Raw genomic sequence first — 25,935 nt, 5'->3', positions numbered from 1 at the left:
TTATGATAAAACGATTTACTGCCATTTTTTTGCTTTGTATCTTTGTGTTGGCCTGTAAAAATGAGCCAAAGAAAGAAAATGTCGAGACTATGGCTAAGGTAGAAACCCCATTTGTATGGGAAGGAGCCAATATTTACTTTTTGCTGACAGATCGCTTTAATAATGGTGATGCTTCCAATGATGTCAATTTTGATAGAACTAAAGAAACGGCGGTGCTTCGTGGTTTCGAAGGGGGAGATATCAAAGGGGTGATTCAAAAAATTAAAGATGGATATTTTACTGATCTGGGTATCAATGCCATTTGGTTAACTCCAATTGTAGAGCAAATTCATGGGGCAACTGATGAAGGAACTGGGGCTACCTATGGTTACCATGGATATTGGACGAAAGATTGGACCTCTTTAGACCCTAATTTTGGAACAAAAGAAGATTTAAAGGAAATGATCCAATTGGCCCATGCCAAAGGAATTAGAGTGTTGCTTGATGCTGTTATCAATCATACTGGACCGGTTACTGATAAAGATCCTGTTTGGCCAGATGAATGGGTTAGAACAGGACCAGCATGTTCCTTTGATTCTTTTGATGGTACAGTGAGCTGTACCTTGGTTGAAAATTTGCCAGATGTTAAAACAGAAAGCAACGAATTGGTAGAGTTGCCTCCGCAATTGGTAGAAAAATGGAAAGCGGAAGGTAGATATGAGCAAGAGGTAGCAGAACTAACAACCTTTTTTGACCAGACAGGATTGCCAAAAGCGCCACGGTTTTACATAATGAAATGGTTGGCAGATTATATTACAAAGTATGGAATTGATGGGTATCGAGTAGATACCGTTAAACATACCGAGCCTTATGTGTGGCAAGAATTCAAAAAAGTATGTGATTCAGCTTTTTCTCAATGGAAAACAGAACATCCAGATTTAGTGTTGGATGCCAATGATTTCTATTTGGTTGGTGAAGTGTATAATTACAATATTAGTCATACAACCGCCTTTGATTTTGGCGATAGAAAAGTAAATTATTTTGATAGTGCCTTCAATAGTTTAATCAATTTTGAAATTAAATGGAATGCAGCCCAAATGTCTTATGAGGATATGTTTTCTAAGTACAATCAGATTCTTCAAAATGAGTTAAAGGGTTATGGTGTTTTAAATTATTTGACTTCCCATGATGATGGAGCACCCTTTGATAAAGAAAGGAGTAAACCTTATGAGGCAGCAAATAAGTTATTGTTGTGTCCTGGAACTTCTCAGGTTTATTATGGGGATGAATCAGCACGACCTTTAATTGTAGAAGGCGCCAACGGTGATGCTAATTTACGCTCCAATATGAATTGGGAAGCTATTCAAAACAATCCAGAAACTCAGGCCGTTTTAAAGCATTGGCAAAAATTGGGGACATTTAGGGCAAACCATCCAGCAATAGGAGCTGGGGTTCATCAAATGATTTCTCAAAGCCCTTATGTGTTCTCCAGAAATTTTGTTCAAGGCGATTACAAAGATGAAGTACTCATCGGATTAGATCTGCCAACGGGAGAAAAGGTACTGGATGTAGGACAAGCGTTTGATAATGGAGCCGTTCTTCATGAGGCGTATTCAGATCAAATCGTAGAAGTAAAAGAAGGAAAAGTAACAATAAATTCAGAGGCAACCATCGTGTTGCTTGAAAAACAATAGTATGAAATATTTTTCAATGTTCCTGTTGACAATCCTTTTATCGGCTTGCCAAACAGAAGAAAAACAAGAAGTCTATAAGGTCTCATCTCCAAATAAGGAAATTGAAGTTGGCTTTGGTTTGTCCAAGTCAGGAGAGGCCTATTACTCTGTTGTGTTTAATAAAAAGGTGATTGTGGACACGTCATCATTGGGCTTCGATTTTACAAATACCAAATCGTTCAGTGATAGTTTGATGGTTGTCAATACAGAAACCAAATCTTTTAATGAGACCTGGCAAATGCCTTGGGGTGAACAATTGGATGTTATAAACCATTATAATGAATTGAAAATACAACTGAAGGAAACATCATCTTTAAAGAGAAAAATGAATTTAATTTTTAAAGTCTATGATGATGGTATCGGTTTTAGATATGAATTTCCGGAACAAGAAAATTTCAAGGAAGCCCTGATTTCCGAAGAGAATACAGAATTCAACTTAAATGAAGATTATAAAACCTTTTGGATTCCTGGAGATTGGGATATCTATGAGCATCTTTATAACACGACTAAATTATCTCAAGTGGATGCCATAAGTAAAAGAAACCATCCCAATTTAGCGCAAACACATATTCCGAATAATGCCGTAAACACTCCTGTCACAATGGTAGGTTCAGATGGAATACATTTAAGTTTTCATGAGGCAGCCTTGGTTGATTTTTCTGGAATGACACTGCAGGTGGATACAGAAAATTTAGATTTAAAAAGTGTTTTGGTAGGAAGTGAGAATACCGAGTATAAGGTGAAAAAAATAGTACCTTTTGAAACGCCATGGAGAACCATTCAAATTACTAAAGATGCTCCTTCTTTAATTGAATCTCGATTGATTGTAAACTTGAATGAACCGAATAAAATAGGTGATGTGTCTTGGTTTACACCTATGAAATATACAGGAGTTTGGTGGGAAATGCATTTGGGGAAATCTTCTTGGGATTATGGTATGACTCAGGATATGAGCACTTGGACCGAAGGAGGTAAATCAAATGGAACTCATGGGGCTACTACCGCAAATGTGAAAAATTATATTGATTTCTCAGCTAAGAATAATATAGGTGGTGTTTTGGTAGAGGGATGGAACACAGGTTGGGAACATTGGATAGGATTTGAAGATAGGGAAGGTGTTTTTGACTTTGTAACGCCCTATCCAGATTATGATATTGAAGAGGTGGTGAGATATGGAAAAGAAAAGGGTGTGCAAGTGATCATGCATCATGAAACATCGGCGGCCACTGAAACTTATACCAAGCAACAAGATACTGCCTATGCACTTATGCAAAGTTTAGGGATGCATGCCGTTAAGACGGGATATGTCGGGAAAATTTTACCCAAGGGAGAATATCATCATGGTCAATATATGGTGAATCATTACAACAATGCTGTTATAAAAGCTGCAGGTTATCAAGTGGCTATCAATGCGCATGAACCAATAAAAGCAACTGGTTTAAGAAGAACTTACCCGAATACTATTTCAAGGGAAGGTTTGCGTGGACAGGAATTCAATGCTTGGGCTACCGATGGTGGTAATCCACCAGAACATCTACCTATTGTTGCATTTACTAGGATGTTAGCTGGACCTATTGATTATACACCTGGAATATTTGATATCAAATTTGATGATTATAAAAAGGATAATCAAGTCAATACAACGTTGGGACAGCAATTGGCCTTGTATGTAGTAATCTACAGTCCGGTTCAAATGGCCGCAGATTTGGTGGAACATTATGAGTCTAGACCAGATGCTTTACAATTTATCAAAGATGTAGGTGTGGACTGGGAAGCAACCGATGTCTTGGATGGAGCAGTGGGTGATTTTGTTGTTATTGCTAGAAAAGAGCGACAAACGGGGAACTGGTTTGTTGGAGGTATTACCGATGAAAATTCGAGAACAATCGACTTGGATTTTAGTTTCCTTGAAGAGGGTGTAACATATAAAGCCTCTATTTATAAAGATGGAAAAGATGCTCATTGGGATACAAACCCTACTTCTTTAGAGATTGAACACATGGAAATTACCAAAGATTCTAAAATGACTTTAGAGTTGGCTGAGGGTGGCGGATTTGCCATAAGCCTTATGAAATAAATAAAAGCTCCGAAAGGGGCTTTTATCTTTTTAGGGAGAAGTGTCCTCGATATGTTTCTCCACTTATTCTAGTGACCAGAAACCAGTAATCATTAGAAGGCATATTATGACCGTTGTATGTGCCATCCCATCCCCAATCTGAACCTTTGAAAGTAGTAAGTAACTTGCCGTACCTATCAAAAATTATAACCTCCAAGCCAGGTTCAGTCTCGGCACCGTAAATTTGCCAAAAATCATTTTGACCATCGTCGTTGGGGGTGAAAAAACTGGGGTAATTCATAAGATATACTACTTCAGTAACTAGGCCACAACCATTTTTATCTCTGACGTAAACCGTATATTCACCAGGAAGCAGATTTCCAAAGAAATTGGAGTCTTGAAAGTTGAAGCCATCAATAGAATATTCATAGTCACCAAATCCGGAGACTGTTATCTCAATAGTATTGTTGTTTGCTGTCCAGTCGTTAGTCTCAACGGATTCTATTGTGGCAATGCTTGAAGAGAAAACTGTGAAAGTTTTAGTACTATCACAATAAAAGTCTCCAAAATTATTTGAGACCGTCACGGTATATTCACCTGAATCAGTTACCACGATGCTGGGAGTTGACTGGCCTGTAGACCATAAATAGGCGTCATATCCCTGGTCTGCCTGCAACACGATTGAGCTACCATCACAAACCATAATATTTTCGGAATCACTTAAAGAAGGTGGATAGCCTACAATAATTTGAAAGGAGGTCGTACCATGACAAATTTCAAGTGTATTATGTACTACACGAACATATATGGTTTGGGGACTGGTCGTATTAGTAAACGTTGTTGAAATGGGATTATTACCCGTATCTGCATCACTCTGGGATAAATGATAGGTAACCGTGTAATTTTCTGGATTTTGATTCCCTAGAACTTGAGATGTCTGTTGAGTTAAATCAAACTGGCCCGTTGTAGAACCATTTTCATTGCAAATCACTATATCGTCTGGAGTAAAAACACTTACTACGGGGACCAAATCCTCTAAATTCACGATGGTGTTCTCGATACTCCCACAGGCATCCTCTACTTTAATCTCATAGGTGCCAGGAGGAAGATCGGTAAAAATGTTATCTTCTCCATTATCTATCAGAAAGGGTGAAACAATACTAAAATTATAGGGTGCAATCCCAATAACATCCACAAGGATATCAGAATTTCCAGAAGATCCATCACAGTTTAAATTGAAAACATCTTGAATAATCAGATCCTGTGAAATTTCAAATTCCGCAAAAATATCTAAACAAAAGGCATTTGGATTAGGGTTGTTATACACTTTAAATGCTTTAACAAGTCTAAAAGTCCCGGTCAAAAAGATGTTATAAATCATTTCCTCATTTTGCATTTGAATAGCATTGTCTGTGTTGGGCATATCACCTTCTGTATAGGGTACTCCTGTATCAGGGTGTCCCCAAGTATCAGTTTCTGGGAAATATTTTTGAAACCAATAAGTAATTGAATGGATGGAATTATTGGTCTCAAAAACACCTACATCAAAGGAACCACAGTTTACATTCAAATTATAAATGTTAGGTGTGGTGTAATAGGTGGGTACGAAAATGTTTAAATCATCAATGTTGCCACATTCATCGGTAATTTGTACCACGTAGTCTCCAGCAGCCAATTGATTTGTGTAAAAAATACCAATAGTATTTATTTGAGCGCTAAAGTCATATGGTAAGGCTTCAGAAAATTCTGGTGGAGCTTGAAGGATTAAAATGGATGCAATATCTGCTACAGGACTAAAAATCCTCAAAGTTCCTGTTTCTGTTTCGCAATTTGGTGTGGTATAAATAATCGGTTCCACGACACTTGCTTCTGGAATTGTAAATTCAATTTCATATTCATCACCACATTCGTCAATAACTAATATAATGTAGTCGCCCATCGGTAAATTTTCAACTGTTAAAGAGCTGCCGTCACTTGAAATAAATTCTGAAACATCAAAAGGAAGGGTTTCATCAAAGGCGTCTGGTGCCACAATGATACTGGCAGATACCATTTCCCTAGTAGGAATTTTAATAAGAATACTGCCAGATGAGACGCCACAGCCACTATCCATAGGCACCACAATAGGGTCTATTAAAATTTCCTCCAAAGTAAAGGTGAGACTGGCTGTACGCCCACAACTATCTTCTACTTCAACGGTGTAGGATCCGTAGGGTAAGTCAGCATCCATGTCATCAGGATGCACTCCATTTTCGGTAAAGGGGCCGGGATGCATACTGTTGTACTCGCTGGGATCAAATCCGTCGGGATAATCTGTAATCTCCATGGTATAGGGAGGAGTGATTTGCGATGTAATGACCGAAAAACTTCTACCGCATTCACTTCTAAATGGGGCAATGACAATAAGGGGTTCAGGTAAAATGGTGTCATTAAGATTGGCTAGGTTACCACATCCATCCTCTACAACAATATCAATTTCAAATTCTTCGTGTTCAAAAATTCCTATAGTTTGGGTAGCAAGGGCTCCTAATCCATCTCCATTGCTTATTGTTTGATTATAGGTGACGCTGGGAGATCCATCGGGTGGGTAAACCGTGTATGTAATTTGAAGCGGGTAAGATATTTGGCTTCCCTCATCAGGGTATATTTGATTAAAAATGTCAATTTCATCACAGCTCGCAAATATTGCGGGAAGTGATACTTCATCTATATTCAAACTATTGGTGCCTAAAACAACCGTAAATGTTTTTGTAAGGGCATTTCCACAATCGTCATTTACTCTAACTACATAAGTGCCTACTGGAAGATTGTTGAAAATGTTTGAGGATTGTGTAGGGACTGTGATGGGGCCCGATATGATTTCATAGGTTACTGGGTTCCCAGAAAGTACTATAATCTCTAGGTTAGTGGTTGTACAATTGTTGGAATAAAACTGAGTGATTTCATAATCTAGGGCTGTTGTTGCGTTGGCAATAGTGGCATCAGCCTGTTGTGTTCCTTGTTCGTTATTCAAGGTTTGTGTGGCAATTACTAGATAATCGCCTGACTCCAAGTTATTGAAAGCGTTGTTAGAGGTTTGGGCTATAGGAGTTCCAACATCGGGATATTCATATAAGGTATAAAGTATCGTTGAACCAGCCGTTGTTCCTGACACCGTCATTTGAATAGAGCCATTTCCAGAGCAAGTTTCGTCCGTTGATGAAACCGAAAAGTTAAAGTCAGATAGTTGAGAATGTCCGATTTGGGCAATGAAAAATAGTACCCATAGAAAAAAATATTTTTTTTGGGGATAGATGATTTTTATCTGACGAGGTATTTTCATACGAAAATTGGTTTGACAATTTAAAGAATTTGTTCATAGATTTTTAAGATTCAACCTAGAAATTGTATTTTTTTGGGATATCGTAGGGGATGTAACCATCAAATAAGCATGAATTGTCAATTTTTAAGTGTTAACTTCATGTTATGAATGGTGTCTAGTACCGACAAACGCTATAATTTGTATCTTTATTCTATGATAGACTTTAACGATAGCATCATATCACCAATGGAATTCAAGGTGAGTTTTAACAAACTCCTTGAAAAGTACGAGCAGCTTGCAAAATCTGAAGATGCACATCTGGCTTCTAAGGCTAAGCGTATTTTGGAGGTGCAAGAACCTTATCCAGCCTTAAGAGATGGCTTTTGTGATTTAGCCCTTTTAGACACTTATCAAGATCAAATAAAGGTCTTGTTGCAGGATTCATTTGCTGATGTCTTAACAGATAATGAAATCAAAACAGCATCACTACCACTACACAATATAATTTTTAATTCGAGTGAAAGATTTAAGACCATTATTTCAGAAGCTGGTGATGATTTTGAGATAACCATACATAACTTAAATGACACTGAATCTTATGTGTTGCTTTGCACCATTGTTCTTTATCATTGTTATGGTATAAGCTTAAATTTCAAGCGCCCATTTTTCTATGAAATTCCAGATGCCAATGGAATTACTAGACATTATAAGATTCTCTATAATGCCGATTTTATTGAGGTCGAAAGAAAACCTGAAACGCCCAAAATTACCGAAAAGGATTTGGATCAACTCCTGGATAACTTTGATGATATAGATCTTTGGAAAGATAAGTTTCCACCAAATGGATACGTGCTAAAGGGATTTGTCATTTCAAACATATTTGATGTGACAAATGATCAAGCTATCTCTAATATTAAATCCAGTTTAATTTCAAGGGGAGACCCGTCAAAAAAAGATTTCATAGAGGATTTTGAGAACATTTTTCAAGCCTTTTTTGGTTTGAAAGATTTGAAGGTGGGCTTTTCCATTTACAATAAAGAGGATGTCACTTTTGAAAGAGCATATGGGCAAACAATGAGTAGTTATTTGCTAGATGATGAGGAGTGTATTAATTGTTCCGATTTTTTGAGTAGGTGGTCTTTCAATAGACTGTTGAATGAGAAAAAATTCTTTGCTATTTCTGATGTAGAAGCTACCTACAAGAAAAATAAAACAAAGAAAGCCTTCTTAAAACATTTACTAGAAAAGGGAGTGAAAAGTGCCATTTTTGCACCCATAGCAAATCAAGAGGGACTATTGGGAGTTTTGGAATTGGTGTCCTTTACCCCCAAAGAACTGAATAGCATCAATGCGCAAAAGTTGGCAGATGTGATGCCGCACCTTGTGGATGCTGTTGAGAATTCCAAGAATGAATATGAGAACATGGTAGAGGCGGTGATTCAACAGGAGTGCACCTCCATTCATCCTAGTGTGCACTGGAAATTTAGACGAGCGGCAGAGAAGTTTATCAAAGAAAATATTATAGAAAACCGAAATACATCATTCAGTAAGATCTCCTTTGATGACGTTTACCCGTTATTTGGACAAATTGATGTGAGTGGTTCCTCCGAAGCTAGAAATCAAGCAACTCAAAAGGATTTAAAGCTCCAGCTCAATTTGGCTCTTAAGATTATTAATGAGGCTAGAAAAGATAAGGTTATGCCCATTTATGATCACATGGCTTTTCAAGTTCAAGAATATGTAAGTCAAATTGAAGGTGATTTCAAGGTGGATAGCGAAAGACAAATTACCCATTTCTTCAAAAAGGAAATGAGTCCGTTTTTTGAACTTTTAAGAAAAAGTCATTCTGAATTAAAAAATGATATCGACGATTATTTCAAGAAAATTGATGAAGATTTGGATGTCATTTATCATTACAGAAAAAATTACGATAAGACCATTCGCCTACTTAATAGAAACATGGCAAACTTGTTGGATAGGCGACAATTAGGTGCTCAAGACATGTATCCGCACTTCTTTGAAAGATTTAAAACAGATGGAGTGGAGCACAATATGTATATAGGTGAATCCATAACCAAAGAAACCAGTTTTAATATCATGCACTTATATAATTTGCGTTTATGGCAAATGCAGGTTATGTGTGAAATGGAAAATGAGTTTTATAACAACCAGCATTTATATCCTGTAAACTTGGAAGTTGCATCAATGATTCTTGTTTTTAACCAACCATTATCCATTCGATTCAGAATGGATGAAAAGCAATTTGATGTTGATGGATCTTACAATGCTAGATATGAAGTGGTTAAAAAACGGGTGGATAAGGCATTTATTAAGGGTACAGAACAACGGGTGACCGAAAGTGGAAAGCTTTGCATTGTATACTCTCAAAGCGAGGACGAAGAGGAATATCTAAGTTATATAAAATTCCTACAGTCAAAACATGTTTTGGGTGATGATGTTCAAGTGGTTGAACTTCAGGATTTACAAGGCGTAACTGGTTTAAAAGCTATACGGGTTAGTATTCTTTATACGAACAATGAGGAAGATCAAAAAAATGGCAACTCCTTTTACACTTATGAGGATTTGATGGAAACCATTAAATCATAATCTTTTATTTCTTTATGAATGACGGTTTGTTCTTGATGATAACTAATGACATCATCTAAATCCTTTTTCCCATTTTTATGAAAGGAAATCATAAAGGCAATAACTGAAATAATCATTCCTGCCATAAAGAAGGTGTAGGTCATTCTGAGGATTCGGTATTTTCTATCCAATACTTTTCCTAAAAAGTATAAGTCCTTGGTTAATGATTTATAAACATATTCCTTGTCTTGAAGTAGCTCGTCAACGGCCCATTCATATTCATCGAGTTTCATTTTATGAAAATTTCCAAAAAAGGTCAAATTGACTTCTTTGTTTTCCACATCTTCCTTGGTAAACTCACCGCGCGTAATATTAGGTCTTGTGGCGATAATGGAAAGTACCATGGATATGATGCTGGAAACTAAAAATATGGCAGTTGGAATAATTAGATAAGCATTTGATGGACTATCCAGTTTAGACATTAAGTTAGATAGCACTAAAGAAATAATAATGGCATTAACCGAAAGCAATATGTTGGCTTTCGTATCGGCAATATCACTTAACTTAATGTGGTTTCTTAGCGCCACACGGTAGAAGGTTTGAATGCCTCTTTCTGGACTGGCATTTTTATATTTGGCCTTCATTTTGGCCTTCATTTCCTCCTTTTTACGCTTTTTCTTTAGCTTATTCTTTGTTTTAATAAGTTTGCCTAAGTTTTTTTCTTTTTGCGGTTGCCAATTCTTCAGAGCGTAATCGGTATAAAACTCATGCTTAGTACTAAGCATTTTAATATTCTCGTTCAGCCAGTCACTACTGGAATGTTGAGCGATACCTTGTATTTCAAGTTCCTTCCTCAAAAACTCACTAGCTTCCTCAAAATATTCTTTGCCAAAATGAGAAGAATCAGCATCTCTAATAATCTTTTCAATTTGGGACTTCGGCTCATCACTCATTTTTGTAGCCAATATACATTGACTCACTTTTTCAATGATGCTATCATCAGCGTTTTCTTCTTTCAAGAAATTCTTTGCAATTTTGACACTTTCTTCTTCATGATTATTTCTGGTAACTGTGTACCCTGTATCGTGTAAAATAGCTGCCAATTGAAGTGCTTTAGCAGTTTCTTTATCTATGTCTTCATTGCCATCTATTATTTCCCGAAGGCTTCGCAAAACCCTTTCGGTATGGGTGAAATTGTGGTACAAAAAACTTTGATCCAAATTTTCTTTGAAAAGGTTGAAAACAAATTCTTCGGCTTTCTTAACTATTTGCGACATATTTTGAAATTAACTGATATACAAAGTACTAAAATAACTTATTTTGAAATAAAGTTGGATAAAGAAAAAAACTTGATATCATACTTGTTTCAATATTAAAACAAATAGCGGAAAAATCTTGTTAAACCTTTTATAAAACTGTTTTTCACTGACTTCCTTTTTGCTAACTTATCCTCTCATGTTAAAATATTAAAGCGATAAATACCATGTTACTTTGGAAACATATCATAGATTTTGCAGTTAATGGCAATCCCAATCCTGAACGTAGAGTTGAGAAATCAGATGAAGACTGGAAGGAAATTTTAACCTCAGACCAATTTAGAATAACAAGAAAAAAAGGAACCGAAATGGCTGGCACTGGAGCGTTTTGTTCTAGTCATAAACCAGGAAAATATCATTGTGTTTGTTGTAATCAACCCCTTTTTGATTCCACTATAAAGTTTGAATCTGGAACGGGATGGCCCAGTTTTACGCAACCTGTAAAAGAAAACGCCGTGAAATATGAAAAGGATGTGACTATGGGAATGGTGCGGGTTGAAATTCTTTGCAATGTTTGTGATGCCCACTTGGGGCATGTGTTTCCTGATGGTCCTGAACCCAGTGGGTTAAGGTATTGTGTCAATTCTGCTTCTTTGGTTTTGGAAAATGAATCTGTAGCCAATGAATAATCAAATGGAAACGATTGTTATAGGAGGAGGATGCTTTTGGTGTACTGAGGCAGTTTTCCAAGAGGTTTTGGGAGTCGAAACAGTAACTTCAGGGTATTCTGGAGGTACGGTTCCTGGAAAACCTACTTATCGTGAAATTTGTTCAGGTCTTACAGGTCACGCAGAGGTAGTGCAGGTTGAATTTGATTCAAAGATTATTTCATTAGCCGACATCTTGATCATATTTATGACTACCCATGATCCAACAACCTTGAATCGTCAAGGGGCTGATGTGGGAACCCAATATAGGTCTGTGATTTTTTATCAAAATGAAGCGCAAAAGGATGTGGCTGAGAAGGTGATTTCAGAAGTTCAAAAATTTTACGATGCCCCAATAGTAACAGAAATAAGTTCTTTGGTGAATTTTTTTGAAGCTGAAGAAGAGCATCAAAATTATTATAAATTGCATCCTTCTCAAGGATATTGCACCTATGTCATTTCTCCCAAACTTTCTAAGTTGAGAGAATGGCATGCTAATAAACTGAAATAGATACCATTGATTATAGATAATACATATAGTAAAGAACTATTTGCAGATCCGATTCTTGAAAACTACAGGAGACAAGTTTTGGGAGCGGCATTTTCCTATGTAGAGCCAGTAAAACCATCCCATCCACAATTGGTTCATGTCTCTTCAGAAATGATAGAGAACCTTGGGTTGTCAAATAAAGAGGTCAAGTCCAAAGGATTTTTGGATTGGGTTTCTGGAAATGATATTTACCCAAATACGAAGCCTTATGCCATGAACTATGGTGGGCACCAATTTGGGAATTGGGCCGGACAGTTGGGAGATGGAAGGGCTATTAATCTTTTCGAAGTTTATCATAAAAACAAGCGTTGGATGCTCCAATTAAAAGGTGCTGGCCCTACCCCATATTCGCGACAAGGAGATGGATTGGCTGTGCTCAGGTCTTCCATACGTGAATATTTGTGCAGTGAAGCCATGTATCATTTGGGAGTGCCAACCACCCGTGCACTTTCTCTAGTGTTAACTGGAGACCAAGTTATGAGAGATATGATGTATGATGGACACGCGGCATATGAGCCAGGAGCCATCGTTTGTAGAGTGGCTCCAACTTTCATTCGTTTTGGTAATTTTGAAATTTTTGCAGCAAGACAGGATGTGAAAAATTTAAAGGCTTTAGCTGATTATACAATCAAGTATTTTTATCCAGAATTGGGTACACCTTCTAAAGCAGTCTATCTTAATTTTTTTAAGGAAGTAACAAATCGAACTTTGGAAATGATCATTCATTGGCAGCGGGTTGGGTTTGTTCACGGTGTGATGAATACTGATAATATGTCCATACTAGGGTTGACCATAGATTATGGGCCTTACGGTTGGTTAGAAGGCTTTGAGTTTGGTTGGACGCCAAATACTACCGATGCGGAACATAAAAGATACCGATATGGGAATCAACCTAATGTAGGATTATGGAATTTATTACAATTGGCTAATGCATTGTATCCACTTATAGAAGATTCCAAAGCTTTAGAGGACATCTTGAACGGTTATAGGGATACGTATGAAAAGAAATTTTTAGAAATGATGAGTTCTAAAATTGGCCTTTCAGAAAGCTTGCCAACCGATAAATTGCTTATACAGACCCTGGAAGATAATCTAATGTTGACCGAAACAGATATGACAATTTTCTTTCGTAACTTGAGTCAATTTCAAAAGAACCATCCGGAAGATGGCTGGGCAATCATTAAAGAAGCATTTTATGAAGATGTGAATAATGAAGAAACTATTAAGAAATGGAATCATTGGTTTAATAATTATGCCACTCGCCTTCAAAAGGAATCCAAATCAGATTCAGATAGAGCAAAACAAATGAATCAAATTAACCCAAAATATGTCTTGAGAAACTACATGGCACAATTGTCAATTGATGATGCCGAAACTGGCAATTATAGTTTATTGGAAGAGCTTTTCAATTTATTGAAACAACCCTATGAAGAACAGCCTGAGAAGGAAAAATGGTTTGCTAAGAGACCTGATTGGGCACGTCATAAAATTGGGTGTTCCATGTTGTCCTGCAGCTCTTAAGATTGTTTATTAAAAACCTAAACCGCTTGAAAAGAAGATACTATAGAATTTTCGTTTTATTCTTTACCGTTTTAATGACATCTTGTGGAACCTATGGGCCACAGTATAAAGATGAAGACGATAAAAACAACACATTTCCTACTAAAGAAGTTGATAAAACCTTTTACTTAATTGGAGATGCAGGAAAGTCTCCGGAAAATGGAATGTCCTTGGGTCTTACCGCGTTAAATGACTACTTAAAGGGAAAGAAAACCAAAGGGGATTTTACCATTTTTCTGGGAGATAATATTTATCCTTCTGGTCTACACTCAGAAAATCATAAAGACCGCCAAGAGGATGAAAACAACTTAAATGCCCAATTTAGAGCTGTAGAAGGCTTTGAAGGCGATGTATATTTTATACCGGGAAATCACGAATGGTATGCCAATGGTGTAAAGGGTGTGAAAGAACAGGAAAAATTTGTAGAAGCAGCCTTAGGTAAAAATACGTTTAAGCCAGAAAATGGTTGTCCGATAGAAACAATTGAAGTCAATGATAAAATTGAATTGATTATCATTGATACTCAATGGTACTTGGAAGATTGGAATAAGCATCCTACAATTAATGATGAATGTGAAATAAAGACTCGTGAGCGATTCCTGATGGAATTAGAAGGGGAGTTGAAAAAAAATCAAGAGAAGACCATTGTTCTTGCGATGCACCACCCTATGTTTACCAATGGTGTTCATGGAGGATATTACTCTTGGAAAAGGCATATTTTTCCAACTGAGAAAAACATTCCGCTACCTATATTAAGTTCGCTGGCAGCTCAAATAAGAGTTCAGGGTGGAATTTCAATTCAAGATAGATACAATGAGCGTTATAACAGTTTGATGCAAAGATTGGAAGTTGTGTCGATGGATTATGGCAAAGTGATTTTTGTGTCAGGTCATGAGCATAATCTTCAATACATCGAGAAGGATGGTGTAAAGCAAATTGTTTCGGGTTCAGGAGCTAAGGAGTCTGGAGCTGTGTTGGCAGACAGTGGTGTTTTTGCTACAGGACATCAAGGCTTTGTGGAATTAACTATTTTTAAAGATGGTAGTAGTTGGGTTAAGTATTTTAGTGCGGAAAATGGTCAAAGCCAATTATTGTTTCAAAAAGAGGTGTTTCCTTCCAAACCAAATTATGATGTTTCAGATTTGCCAGATTCATTTCCCAATGAAGTGGAAGTATCAATTTATACGGAGGAAGAAACAGATAAATCACAATTTTTTAAATCATTTTGGGGCGATCATTATCGCGATGTTTATAGTACTAAAATCAATGCCAAAGTTGCTACCTTAGATACGCTTAAAGGTGGACTTGAAATTGTAAGGCCAGGAGGAGGGCATCAAACAAGGTCTTTAAGACTTAAAGATAAAAGCGGTAGGGAATACAACATGAGAGCACTCAGGAAAAGTGCAACTCAATTGCTGCAATCAACTGTTTTTAAGGATGCCTATGTGAAAGATCAGTTTGAAAAAACCGTGGTAGAGGACCTCATTTTAGATTATTATACGGCAGCTCACCCGTATGCTTTTGCAGTCGTTCCCGATTTGTCTTCAGCCATTGATGTATACCATACAAACCCTGAGATCTATTACATTCCGAAGCATAAATACTTAAAGGATTTCAATAAAGATTATGGGAATGAACTTTATATGATTGTGGAGCGACCAGAAGAAAATTATACCAATGAAAGGACTTTTGGTTATGCTGATGATTTGGAAAGCACCCATGATATTATTGAAAAAATAAGAGAGGATGAAAAGTATAAGATAGATCAGGAAGCCTATGTTCGGGCTCGTTTATTCGATATGTTGATAGGTGATTGGGACAGGCATCAGGATCAATGGCGTTGGGCGCAGTTTGACCAAGAAAATGGGGATAAAATTTATAAGCCTATTCCAAGAGATAGGGATCAGGTATTTTCAAATTTTGACGGTGCTTTTTTAGATGTTCTTAAGTTTATTTCAGAAGCCTCAAAGCAGTTGCAGGTGTATGATGCCGAACTCAAGGATTTAAGATGGATGAACAAGGACGGTATTTTATTAGATCGGGTATTATCCCAACAAGCTGATCGAGACATGTGGCACGAACAAGCCAAATACATTCAAGGTCATATCACGAGTGATGTTATAGAAAAGGCTTTTTCTAGAATACCGGAGGAAGTGCGGGACACCACCATATTAGAAATAAAGAAAAATTTTGAAAGTAGATTATCTATACTTGACAATATTGCCGATAGATACTACAATATCTTGACGGAATTGGTGGTTTTAACGGGTACTGATAAAGATGATTACATTGAAATAATTAGGGAGGCCGATAACAAAACCAGAGTTAAGATATCAAGGATAAAGGATGGTGAAAAAGCAGATGTTCTTGTAGATCGAGTATTAGATAAAGAACAAACCAAGGAAATTTGGGTTTATGCTTTGGATGATAAAGATGTTATCGAGGTAAGTGGAGATGCCAAAGGTTTGATATATACCCGAGTCATTGGCGGTCAAAATAATGATACTTACATTATTAAACGTGGTAAAAAAGTAAGGGTATATGATTATTGGAGTAAAAAGAATACCATTCAAGAAAAGAAAGGCGGATCTGTAAAATTTACAGATATCTACAATCTGAATTTATTTGATTATAAAAAAACAATAGTTAAACAAAATTTATTCACACCAAGGGTTGCCTTTAATCCCGATGATGGATTGCTGCTAGGAGCATCCTTTCAAAGAACAATTAAAGGGTTTCAAGCCAATCCATTCTCTCAACAACATCGGTTTACAGCAGGTTATTATTTTGCTACTAGTGGATTTAAGGCTACATATGATGGGGAGTTTGCCAATGCTATTAGGGATTGGAATTTATTAGTAAGTGGACTTTTGACCACAGAAAATTATAGTGATAATTTCTTTGGATATGGTAATGAGACCAAGAATTATGATGATGAGTTGGGACTTAATTACAATCGGGTAAGAACAGGAATCTATCGTCTTAAGGCTGGTTTGGTGAAACGCGGAAACTTTGGTAGTGATTATGGGTTTAATGTCATGGCTGAAGGAATAGAAATAGAACCATCAAGCGATCGGTTTGTTGAAGATTACCAACCTGATTTAGATTCTGATTTCTTTGATAGACGTTTTTTTGGAACCCTAGAAGCTACTTACCGCTATGAAAGCTATGATAAGAAAGTAGTTCCAACCAGAGGTATGGATTTTCTTTTTAACGTGGGAATCAAAGGTGAATTTGAAGATTTGGATACCAATTATGGCTTTGTCAACACCCATTTAGGGTTCTATAATGCCTTATCAAGTAATAGGAAATTGGTGTTAAAAACCAAGGTAGCCTCCCAATTGAGAATAGGTGACGACTTTTTATTTTATCAAGCAGCTCAAATAGGAGATCAAAATGGCTTGAGAGGATATAGAACTGAGCGGTTTACAGGTAGAAATTCCTTGGTAGGAAGTACCGATCTACGTTATGGGTTCAATACGTTTAAAACCAGTTTTATTCCATTGCAGATTGGCGTATTTGGAGGTTTTGATGTGGGTCGTGTTTGGGTGCAAGATGACCAATCAGATAAATGGCACAATGACTATGGTGGTGGATTTTGGATCGCCACTGCAGAAAGTTTAGCTGGAACGGTGAACTTATTTAAAAGTTCAGAAGGTTGGAGATTTACTTTTGGTTTCGGCTTTGATTTTTAATTTTGGGATTGATTTAATGTTCATCTTAAAAGTAAAACATGAATACTGTTGATAATTTAATTGATTTATTATCCCTAGAAGAAACTTCGAAAAATGTGTTTCAAGGGGTTAGTAAAACAGTAGGTAGTCCCAGTGTATTTGGAGGTCAAGTTCTGGCACAGGCCTTGAATGCTGCTGCTAGAACTATTAATAATGGGAGAGTGCTTCATTCTATGCATGCCTATTTTTTAGAGGCAGGTCATTTAGAAGTTCCTATAAACTATAATGTGGCAGACGTAAGAGACGGCGGGAGTTTTTCGGTGAGAAGAGTGACGGCCGAACAGGAAGGTAGAACCATTTTTATTCTGTCATCGTCATTTCATAAAAGGGAAGAAGGTCATGAGCACCAAATCGAAATGCCTCCAAATATTAAGAAACCAGAAGAACTATTGAGTTGGACTGAAATGCTGGAGCAGTTTGGAGATGCCATACCTTCTAGAACTAAGACCTTCTTGGAAATAGATAGACCTATAGAATTTAAGCCTGTAGAGGTTGTGAATCCATTCAATAAAGAAGATTTACCTCCCAAAACCAATGTGTGGTTCAAAATTAAAGGAGACATCAAACCCATGGATTTGGCTGTTAAGCAACAAATCCTTACTTATATTTCTGATTATAACATATTGGCAGCCGCCATGAATAGACACGCTAGTAAGGCTCATTGGGGAAATACCCAAACTGCAAGCTTGGATCACTCGATGTGGTATTTTAGGGATTTTGATTTTGATGACTGGATGTTGTATGCCATAGAGTCCCCTAATACTTCAAATGCCAGAGGATTTGCCAAAGGAAATATTTTCACTAGGGAAGGAAAACTGGTTGCTTCGGTAGCTCAAGAAGGTCTCATGCGACCCATAAAAAAGTAATGAAGTATTTTGATGTCATTGTAGTTGGAGGCGGTGCGGCAGGTTTTTTTGCTGCTATCAATTTAGCGGAGTTGAATCCGAAACTTTCCGTAGCCATTTTAGAAAAAAATAAAGAAGGCCTTCAAAAGGTTAAAATTTCTGGAGGGGGAAGATGTAACGTCACTCATGCCGAATTTATCCCTTCAGAGTTGGTAACGCATTATCCAAGAGGGGAGAAGGAATTATTAGGGCCGTTTCATAGTTTTATGACTGGGGACACGATTGAATGGTTTGAAAAAAGAGGTGTAGCCCTTAAAATTGAAGAAGATGGTCGAATGTTTCCAGAATCCGATTCTTCCCAAACCATTATCGATTGTTTTCTTTCTCAGTCCAAAAAAATGGGTGTCGAAATTTTTTACAAGCAATCATTAGTGAAGGTTGAAAAGGAACAGGGCCTTTTTACACTTGCGACCCAAGATTCCCATTTTACTTGCGAAAAACTTCTAGTTGCTACGGGGAGTAGTGTTAAAACCTGGAAGTTACTTGAAACATTGGGGCATACAATCGTTCCGCCTGTTCCATCTCTTTTTACCTTTAATATCAAAGATGCTCGCATCAATTCCATCCCTGGGGTAGTGGCTAATAACGTTGAGGTACATATTTTGGATTCCAACTTGTTTTCAGAGGGGCCCTTATTGGTTACCCATTGGGGTTTGAGTGCTCCTGCAGTTCTTAAGCTTTCTGCCTTTGGAGCTTTGGAATTGGCTAACAGAGATTACAAATTCGAGATTGAAATCAACTTTATAAGACAGTCTTTGGAAAAAACTATTGATCATTTAAAAGAATTTAAGTTACAATTAGCCAAAAAATTAGTCCATAAACAATCCTTATTTGATTTGCCCAAAAGACTGTGGAAACAATTGGTGTTAGCAGCAGGAATAAATGAGAATGAAAAGTGGGCAGATCTTACCAAAGTTCAAATGGAGAACTTGAGTGAGCAATTAACGCGAGCTCAATTTCAGGTTGATGGCAAAAGCACATTCAAGGAAGAGTTTGTAACTGCAGGTGGGGTAGATTTAAAAGAAATCAATTTTAAAACTTTTGAAAGTAAGCTTGTAGAGAATCTCTATTTGGCCGGTGAAGTTATTAATGTGGATGCTATTACAGGAGGGTTTAATTTTCAGAATGCCTGGACAGGTGGTTTTCTAGCAGCTAAAGCCATGTCACAATGAAACAGTATATCGTCTTACTTCGTGGAATTAATGTGGGCGGACAAAAGAAAGTCCCTATGGCCAATTTGCGAAAGATGCTTACCGAAGCTGATTTTGAAGAGGTCCGCACTTACATCCAAAGTGGGAATGTGATATTGAAAACCAATTTAAACGATTCAAAAAGCGTATCGGCTAAAGTCGCTCACGTCATAAAAAACCATTTCGGATTTGAGGTTGAGGTTCTGAGTAAAACTAGAGAAGAGTTGGAGGAAATTTTTAATAATTGTCCGTTTCCTCAAGAACAAAAGGAAAAGAGTTACTTCATGATGTTGTTTGCAGAACCCAATAAAGAATTAGTGCTCGAAGTTTCAAAGATTTCATTTCCAAATGAAGCCTTTATTATAAAATCAGAATGTATTTACCTGTACTCGGGAATTGGTTACGGGAAATCCAAGCTTAACAACAATTTCTTTGAGCGAAAATTGAAGATATCTGCTACAGCTAGAAACTACAATACCATGCAAAAGTTGTTATCTTTGTCAGCAGATTAAAAGAACATGACCGAACAAGAATTCATTCCAGCTTCTTATTTCAAAACAATTGAGAAGGGAGTTGTAACTTGGGAATCGCCCAGTAATATTGCCTTAGTGAAATATTGGGGTAAAAAGCCCAATCAGATTCCAGAAAACCCTTCCATAAGCTTTACACTGAATCATTGTAAAACAATCACCGAATTGACTTATGAGAAAAGGGATAGTGATGGAAGTTTTTCATTTGAGGTTTTATTGGATGGTTTTCAAAAGGATAGTTTCAAGCCCAAAATTGAAGTGTTTTTTGAGAGGGTAGAATCTTATTTGCCTTTTTTGAAAGATTATCATTTTCAAATCGAAACTAAAAACACCTTTCCTCATAGTTCGGGAATAGCTTCCTCGGCATCTGGAATGAGTGCTTTGGCCTTGTGTTTAATGAGCTTAGAAAAACAACTTCTAGGGGATGCTATCGATGATGCGTATTTTAATGAAAAGGCCTCGTTTTTAGCAAGACTGGGTTCGGGGTCAGCTTGCAGAAGTATTGAAGGTGATTTAGTAGTTTGGGGTGAAACGCCATCAATCGAGGGGAGTTCTGATTTATTTGGAATAAGATACCCTTATGAAGTGCATGCCGTTTTTAAAGAATATCAAGATACTATTTTGTTGATAGATAAAGGGGAAAAGCAGGTAAGTAGTACAGTAGGTCACAATTTAATGCATGGACACCCATATGCTTTAAATAGGTTCTCTCAAGCCCATGACCATATGAAATCTTTAAAAACGATTTTGAAGACTGGAGATTTAGATGGTTTTATTTCACTGGTAGAAAGTGAAGCCTTGACCCTGCATGCGATGATGATGACCAGTATGCCTTATTTTATATTGATGAAACCAAAAACCTTGGAGGTTATCAATAAGATTTGGGAATTCAGAAAAAATACCGGATTGCCTATCAGTTTTACATTGGACGCTGGTGCTAACGTGCATGTATTGTATCCTAAAAGTGAGTCAGTTGAAATTTTAAAATTTATTGAAAACGAGTTAGTTGCATATTGTCAAAACGAACAATATATTTGCGACCAAATAGGATTTGGTGCAAACCGAATTAAATAATTATACGTATCTTTATCTAGTAACGCGCTTTTTACATGAAAGGACCTTTATTTTACTCTAAAATACTACTCTTTGGTGAATATGGAATTATTAAAGATTCCAAAGGGTTATCTATCCCCTACAATTTTTATAACGGGGCGTTAAAAGTGACACAAACTCCTTCAGAGGAATCGATAAAATCCAATCAAAGTTTAAAACGTTTTGCTGATTATTTGCAGAATGTCAATCCAGAATTGGTGACTTTTGATATTGAAGCTTTAAAGAAGGATGTGGAAGCGGGAATGTATTTTGATTCTTCCATCCCACAAGGTTATGGAGTAGGAAGTAGTGGTGCACTTGTAGCTGCTATTTATGACCAATATGCCAAGGATAAAATCACGGTATTAGAAAATTTAACAAGAGATAAATTATTACGATTAAAGACCATTTTTTCTGAAATGGAATCTTTTTTCCACGGAAAATCTTCTGGATTAGATCCGTTAAATAGTTATTTAAGTATTCCTATTTTAATCAATTCAAAAGATAATATTGAAGCTACAGGTATTCCTAGCCAAAAAGCAGATGGTAAAGGAGCTGTGTTCTTAATTGATAGTGGTGTTGTTGGAGAAACAGCCCCAATGGTAGGCATTTTTATGGAAAACATGAAGCAGGAAGGTTTTCGCAAAATGTTAAAAGACCAATTTATTAAGCATACAGATGCTTGTGTAGAAGATTTTTTGAATGGAGATGTCAAGTCGCTTTTTAAGAATACCAAGCAACTATCTAAAGTCGTTTTAAGTCATTTTAAACCAATGATTCCAAAGCAATTTCATGATCTGTGGAAGAAAGGATTGGAAACAAACGACTATTATTTGAAACTCTGTGGTTCTGGTGGTGGAGGCTATATTTTGGGATTTGCCGAGGATTTTGAAAAAGCGAAATTAGCTTTAAAAGATTATAGATTGGAAGTCGTTTACAACTTTTAATTCTCAGTCACTTTATGGACACATTCATTCATAAATTTTCAATCGGGTTATTCATTTGGCAGGGACTGTTGTTTTTGTTTCTGGCCTTCATGGGGTTTTTATGTTTTAAATTATTTAAACGGATACTCAAAAAAGCATAAGCAATTATGCTTTCTCGCCGACAAAAACATATACTTCTTAAGTTTTTCAGTATGTTCTCCGTAATCAGGGGGTATAATATATTGGCCATTGTTGTGGCTCAATATTTAGCTTCCGTATATATTATGGCGCATGACAAACCCGTGAAAGATGTAGTGTTTGATTGGAATTTATTGATGTTGGTCCTCGCTTCGGCATCAGCCATTGCGGGGGGGTACATAATTAATAATTTTTATGACTCTGAAAAAGATCTAATTAATCGACCTCAAAAATCCATGTTGGATCGGTTGGTAAGCCAGAATACCAAATTGTCATTCTATTTTGTGCTTAATTTTTTGACGGTTATTTTAGCGAGTGCCGTATCCTTTAGAGCGGTGGTCTTTTTTTCGGCTTATATTTTTGGAATCTGGTTTTATTCCCATAAACTTAAAAAAATCCCTTTTGTAGGGAATCTGGTTTCTGCAACCTTGACAATCACCCCATTTTTTGTCGTATTTATTTATTACAAGAATTTTGAACACGTCATTTTTGTCCATGCTATGTTTCTGTTTTTGGTGATTTCCATGAGGGAATTAGTCAAGGATTTGGAAAACCTTAAAGGTGATATAGCCCAAAATTATCGAACCATCCCTGTAGTGTTTGGAGAAAAAACGTCCAAAATTATGCTGGCTATATTGGCAGCCTTAACGTTGATTCCCGCCATGTTGTTGATTTTTAAATATCATGTAGGACGAATGAACTATTATTTTTACTTAAGTATTTTACTTTTGGTAATATTTCAATTATTGGTTTGGATGTCAAAACGTAAGCTGCATTATTTGGTACTTCATAATATCTTGAAATTTATTATTTTGGCGGGAGTTGCTAGTATTCCTTTGATAGATGTGTCTATCTTGTTAAATAAAATCCCAAGCATTTGATTAAGCGGGTAATTATCCTATATCTTTGCATAAAATTTTAACCATGAGCAGAAAGCAAGGAACAAGCGGAAAAGGAAAACCATCAGGTAGAGGTCAAAGACATGGCGGTGGGAATAATAGGTCAGGTAGAGGTGGTAATGCTTCAGGAGGAAAGAGTTTTGCTCGCGGGAATGCCCCTATAAAAAAACAAAACAACTCCAAACCTTCTGGGAACCCAGATGAAGTAAGGTTGAATAAATATATTTCAAATTCAGGAATCTGTTCAAGAAGGGAAGCAGATGAACATATAGCTCTTGGGTTGGTTACGGTAAATGGCAAGGTGATTACCGAAATGGGGTATAAGGTGAAGTTGGAAGACGAAGTGAAATATGATGGAGCCCGTATTTATCCTGAGAAAAAAGCCTATGTTCTTTTGAACAAACCAAAAGGATTTGCTACAACTACAAGTGACCAAAAAGATAAAACTGTAATGGACCTGGTTGCCAATGCTACCAATGCTAAAATTAAGCCTATAGGAAGGTTGGGTAGAAATTCTACTGGTCTGCTTTTGTTTACAAATGATGATTCCATTACCAAAAAATTCACTAGTTCCAAGACAGGTGTTCCAAGATTATTTCAAATAGAACTTGATAAAAATTTGAAGTATGAAGACTTCAAAAAAATTGAAGAAGGTTTAACTATTGATGGAAAGGATGTCACTGTTGAGGAAATTAGTTTTATTGACGGTCAGGCTCACAATCAAATTGGATTAAAAATTAAGAATATTGGAAACTCCATTATCAGGAATATTTTTGATCATTTGGGTTACAACATTATCAAAGTAGATTGTGTAGCTATTGCACACCTAACTAAAAAAGATATTCCTAGAGGATATTGGAAACATTTGACTGAGCAGGAAGTCAACTTGTTGAAAATGTTGTAGTTAATAGTTTTTATTTTTTTTTAAAAAATCCTTTTAAATTTAATTTTTTATAGTTCATTTGCAGAAGTTTTTTAGCTGAACAATTTGAAATCTGTTTGTACGTTCGGGCTTTTGAAAAATAGGGAGTCATATTCAAAAGTAACCCAAAGATTGGGAAACCGAATTTTAAAGCTAACTTCCGTAAAAATGAACCTTTCTAGTCGAAACCTCTTTGGGTTTGTTGCAACGACTATTGTACCTCTTTTGGTTTAATATTCTTTATTTATTGTTAATTTCATGGTGAGTTAATATATAATTCACAATTTTAAATTTTTCAAAAAATAAGTAATGAATACCAAATACGTAGATTTAATAGATCAGACTTTTTATTTCCCCCAAGAAGAATTTACCTTAGATGGTAATTACTTGAGATTCCATGATATTGATTTGAAAAAAATGGTTGAGGAATATGGGGCTCCTTTAAAATTCACCTATTTGCCTCAGATATCAAATAATATCAATAGAGCCAAAGGGTGGTTTGCCAAATCCATTAAAAACCATAATTATAAAGGGAAGTATAATTATTGCTATTGTACTAAGAGTTCCCATTTTAAGTATGTCTTAGATGAAGCTCTAAAAAATGATATCCATATTGAAACATCTTCGGCCTTTGACATTGATATCGTAGAGAATTTAAAACGAGAGGGGAAAATCACAGATAAAACCTTTGTGATTTGCAATGGCTTTAAACGGGCTCAATACGTTAATAACATAGCCAGATTGATTAACGAAGGCCACAAGAATTGCGTCCCCATTATCGATAACTATGAAGAGATTGACTTGCTTTCAGATGAAATCAATGGCAAGTTTAAGGTGGGAATAAGAATAGCTTCTGAGGAAGAACCTAAATTTGAATTTTATACCTCAAGATTAGGAATCGGATATAAGAACATTGTTCCATTTTATAAGAATCAAATCCAAGAGAATAAGAAAGTCGAACTGAAAATGCTCCACTTTTTTATTAATACAGGAATTCGTGACAATGCTTACTATTGGAACGAACTTAACAAATGTTTACGGGTTTATGTCAACTTGAAAAAAATCTGTCCGACGTTGGATAGCTTGAACATAGGTGGTGGATTCCCAATTAAAAACTCTTTGGCATTTGATTTTGATTACGCCTATATGGTTGATGAAATTATCAACCAAATCAAGATAGCTTGTGATGAAGCAGAGGTAGATGTTCCTAATATATTTACAGAATTTGGAAGCTTCACTGTAGGTGAAAGTGGAGGTGCTATTTATGAGGTGCTATATCAAAAACAACAAAATGATCGAGAGAAGTGGAATATGATCAATTCTTCTTTCATTACAACTTTGCCAGACACATGGGCGATTAATAAGAGGTTTGTCATGTTGCCCATAAATAGGTGGAATGAAAGCTATGAAAGGGTTTTATTGGGAGGGTTGACCTGTGATAGTGATGACTATTATAACAGTGAACAACATGTAAATGCCATTTATTTGCCTAAGTATAACAAGGATAAACCTTTATATATAGGCTTTTTCAATACAGGAGCTTATCAGGAAACCATTGGAGGTTTTGGAGGTTTACAGCACTGTCTAATACCATCTCCAAAGCATCTTCTAATAGATAAGGACGAGGATGGTAATATTACGACCCAATTGTTTAGTGAACAGCAAAAAAGTGAAGACCTATTGAAAATATTGGGTTATGATGGGAAATAATTTGCTTCAATTTGGAAGCTTTTAGGCAAAAGCTTTTGCAGATTAATAAGTTTCGTTTTAAATTTCATGAAACGTTAAGTTAAGATTATACTAATTAAGTA

The 25,935-nt window shown here is 36.3% G+C and carries 17 protein-coding genes; 15 read left to right on the top strand and 2 right to left on the bottom strand.

The genetic code is table 11. The annotated features are described in order from the left end of the window. Window positions 1-5 precede the first annotated feature (5 nt). Both LOK78_RS01680 and LOK78_RS01675 read left to right on the top strand, forming a co-directional pair. Window positions 6-1,673, top strand: a complete 1,668-nt coding sequence (locus tag LOK78_RS01680; protein ID WP_370465552.1) for an alpha-amylase family glycosyl hydrolase — start codon at window positions 6-8, stop codon at window positions 1,671-1,673. A 1-nt stretch (window position 1,674) separates the two neighbouring features. Beyond that, a complete protein-coding gene (locus LOK78_RS01675) occupies window positions 1,675-3,789 on the top strand; it encodes a glycoside hydrolase family 97 protein (RefSeq protein ID WP_232633282.1) in 2,115 nt (704 codons plus the stop codon). A gap of 22 nt (window positions 3,790-3,811) precedes the next feature. Here the strand turns inward: LOK78_RS01675 and LOK78_RS01670 are convergent, their stop codons facing one another. Next, on the bottom strand, window positions 3,812-7,090 hold the full coding sequence (locus LOK78_RS01670; RefSeq protein WP_232633281.1) for a T9SS type B sorting domain-containing protein: 3,279 nt from the start codon (window positions 7,088-7,090) through the stop codon (window positions 3,812-3,814). 192 nt (window positions 7,091-7,282) lie between these two features. Here LOK78_RS01670 and LOK78_RS01665 point away from each other — a divergent pair, with 192 nt between their 5' ends. Next, entirely contained in the window at window positions 7,283-9,676 is a 2,394-nt protein-coding gene (locus LOK78_RS01665; RefSeq protein WP_232633280.1) for a GAF domain-containing protein, read from the top strand. On the opposite strand, the gene LOK78_RS01660 is transcribed toward LOK78_RS01665, so the two are convergent. Next, entirely contained in the window at window positions 9,643-10,932 is a 1,290-nt protein-coding gene (locus LOK78_RS01660) for a Pycsar system effector family protein (protein WP_166957780.1), read from the bottom strand. The genes LOK78_RS01665 and LOK78_RS01660 overlap by 34 nt on opposite strands. A 206-nt stretch (window positions 10,933-11,138) precedes the next feature. Here LOK78_RS01660 and msrB point away from each other — a divergent pair, with 206 nt between their 5' ends. From msrB to LOK78_RS01600, 12 genes are all read left to right on the top strand, one after another. Then, complete coding sequence (gene msrB / locus LOK78_RS01655) at window positions 11,139-11,600, top strand: peptide-methionine (R)-S-oxide reductase MsrB (protein ID WP_232633279.1); 462 nt, start codon at window positions 11,139-11,141, stop codon at window positions 11,598-11,600. Beyond that, the gene (gene msrA, locus LOK78_RS01650) at window positions 11,593-12,129 is read left to right on the top strand and encodes a peptide-methionine (S)-S-oxide reductase MsrA (protein WP_232633278.1); all 537 of its coding nucleotides are present in this window, start codon (window positions 11,593-11,595) and stop codon (window positions 12,127-12,129) included. Before msrB ends, msrA begins: the two co-directional genes overlap by 8 nt. Next, on the top strand, window positions 12,130-13,689 hold the full coding sequence (locus LOK78_RS01645; protein WP_232633510.1) for a protein adenylyltransferase SelO: 1,560 nt from the start codon (window positions 12,130-12,132) through the stop codon (window positions 13,687-13,689). A gap of 26 nt (window positions 13,690-13,715) precedes the next feature. Continuing rightward, a complete protein-coding gene (locus LOK78_RS01640) occupies window positions 13,716-17,423 on the top strand; it encodes a metallophosphoesterase (protein ID WP_336246325.1) in 3,708 nt (1,235 codons plus the stop codon). 38 nt (window positions 17,424-17,461) lie between these two features. Beyond that, entirely contained in the window at window positions 17,462-18,328 is an 867-nt protein-coding gene (locus tag LOK78_RS01635; protein WP_232633277.1) for an acyl-CoA thioesterase, read from the top strand. Then, the gene (locus LOK78_RS01630; protein ID WP_232633276.1) at window positions 18,328-19,539 is read left to right on the top strand and encodes a BaiN/RdsA family NAD(P)/FAD-dependent oxidoreductase; all 1,212 of its coding nucleotides are present in this window, start codon (window positions 18,328-18,330) and stop codon (window positions 19,537-19,539) included. Before LOK78_RS01635 ends, LOK78_RS01630 begins: the two co-directional genes overlap by 1 nt. Further along, window positions 19,536-20,069, top strand: coding sequence for a DUF1697 domain-containing protein (locus LOK78_RS01625; protein WP_232633275.1), 534 nt, complete (start codon window positions 19,536-19,538; stop codon window positions 20,067-20,069). The genes LOK78_RS01630 and LOK78_RS01625 overlap by 4 nt, the downstream gene beginning before the upstream one ends. 6 nt (window positions 20,070-20,075) lie before the next feature. Beyond that, window positions 20,076-21,161 carry a diphosphomevalonate decarboxylase gene (locus LOK78_RS01620; RefSeq protein ID WP_232633274.1) on the top strand — a complete coding sequence of 362 codons (1,086 nt, stop codon included), beginning with the start codon at window positions 20,076-20,078 and terminating at the stop codon, window positions 21,159-21,161. 35 nt (window positions 21,162-21,196) lie between these two features. Then, window positions 21,197-22,126 (top strand): mevalonate kinase family protein, encoded by a 930-nt coding sequence (locus tag LOK78_RS01615; protein WP_232394059.1) that lies wholly within the window; start codon window positions 21,197-21,199, stop codon window positions 22,124-22,126. A 146-nt stretch (window positions 22,127-22,272) separates the two neighbouring features. Further along, window positions 22,273-23,184: a geranylgeranylglycerol-phosphate geranylgeranyltransferase gene (locus LOK78_RS01610; RefSeq protein WP_166957763.1), complete on the top strand. Its 912-nt coding sequence runs from the start codon at window positions 22,273-22,275 to the stop codon at window positions 23,182-23,184. Between the two features lie 43 nt (window positions 23,185-23,227). Beyond that, a complete protein-coding gene (locus LOK78_RS01605; protein WP_232633273.1) occupies window positions 23,228-24,106 on the top strand; it encodes a pseudouridine synthase in 879 nt (292 codons plus the stop codon). Between the two features lie 327 nt (window positions 24,107-24,433). Next, a complete protein-coding gene (locus LOK78_RS01600) occupies window positions 24,434-25,834 on the top strand; it encodes an arginine decarboxylase (RefSeq protein WP_232633272.1) in 1,401 nt (466 codons plus the stop codon). Window positions 25,835-25,935: the final 101 nt, after the last annotated feature.

This window comes from Mangrovimonas futianensis, from assembly GCF_021245805.1.
Classification (GTDB): domain Bacteria; phylum Bacteroidota; class Bacteroidia; order Flavobacteriales; family Flavobacteriaceae; genus Mangrovimonas; species Mangrovimonas futianensis.
Note: the sequence above shows the minus strand (reverse complement) of the source record. Positions and strands in the feature narration are given on the sequence as shown.

Coding starts and splice junctions, on each gene's coding strand:
- LOK78_RS01665 (WP_232633280.1), top strand. CDS start 7,283: ATGATAGACTTTAACGATAGCATCATATCACCAATGGAATTCAAGGTG.
- LOK78_RS01610 (WP_166957763.1), top strand. CDS start 22,273: ATGCTTTCTCGCCGACAAAAACATATACTTCTTAAGTTTTTCAGTATG.
- LOK78_RS01660 (WP_166957780.1), bottom strand. CDS start 10,932: ATGTCGCAAATAGTTAAGAAAGCCGAAGAATTTGTTTTCAACCTTTTC.
- LOK78_RS01620 (WP_232633274.1), top strand. CDS start 20,076: ATGACCGAACAAGAATTCATTCCAGCTTCTTATTTCAAAACAATTGAG.
- LOK78_RS01670 (WP_232633281.1), bottom strand. CDS start 7,090: ATGAAAATACCTCGTCAGATAAAAATCATCTATCCCCAAAAAAAATAT.
- msrA (WP_232633278.1), top strand. CDS start 11,593: ATGAATAATCAAATGGAAACGATTGTTATAGGAGGAGGATGCTTTTGG.
- LOK78_RS01605 (WP_232633273.1), top strand. CDS start 23,228: ATGAGCAGAAAGCAAGGAACAAGCGGAAAAGGAAAACCATCAGGTAGA.
- LOK78_RS01635 (WP_232633277.1), top strand. CDS start 17,462: ATGAATACTGTTGATAATTTAATTGATTTATTATCCCTAGAAGAAACT.
- LOK78_RS01615 (WP_232394059.1), top strand. CDS start 21,197: ATGAAAGGACCTTTATTTTACTCTAAAATACTACTCTTTGGTGAATAT.
- LOK78_RS01600 (WP_232633272.1), top strand. CDS start 24,434: ATGAATACCAAATACGTAGATTTAATAGATCAGACTTTTTATTTCCCC.
- msrB (WP_232633279.1), top strand. CDS start 11,139: ATGTTACTTTGGAAACATATCATAGATTTTGCAGTTAATGGCAATCCC.
- LOK78_RS01625 (WP_232633275.1), top strand. CDS start 19,536: ATGAAACAGTATATCGTCTTACTTCGTGGAATTAATGTGGGCGGACAA.
- LOK78_RS01675 (WP_232633282.1), top strand. CDS start 1,675: ATGAAATATTTTTCAATGTTCCTGTTGACAATCCTTTTATCGGCTTGC.
- LOK78_RS01630 (WP_232633276.1), top strand. CDS start 18,328: ATGAAGTATTTTGATGTCATTGTAGTTGGAGGCGGTGCGGCAGGTTTT.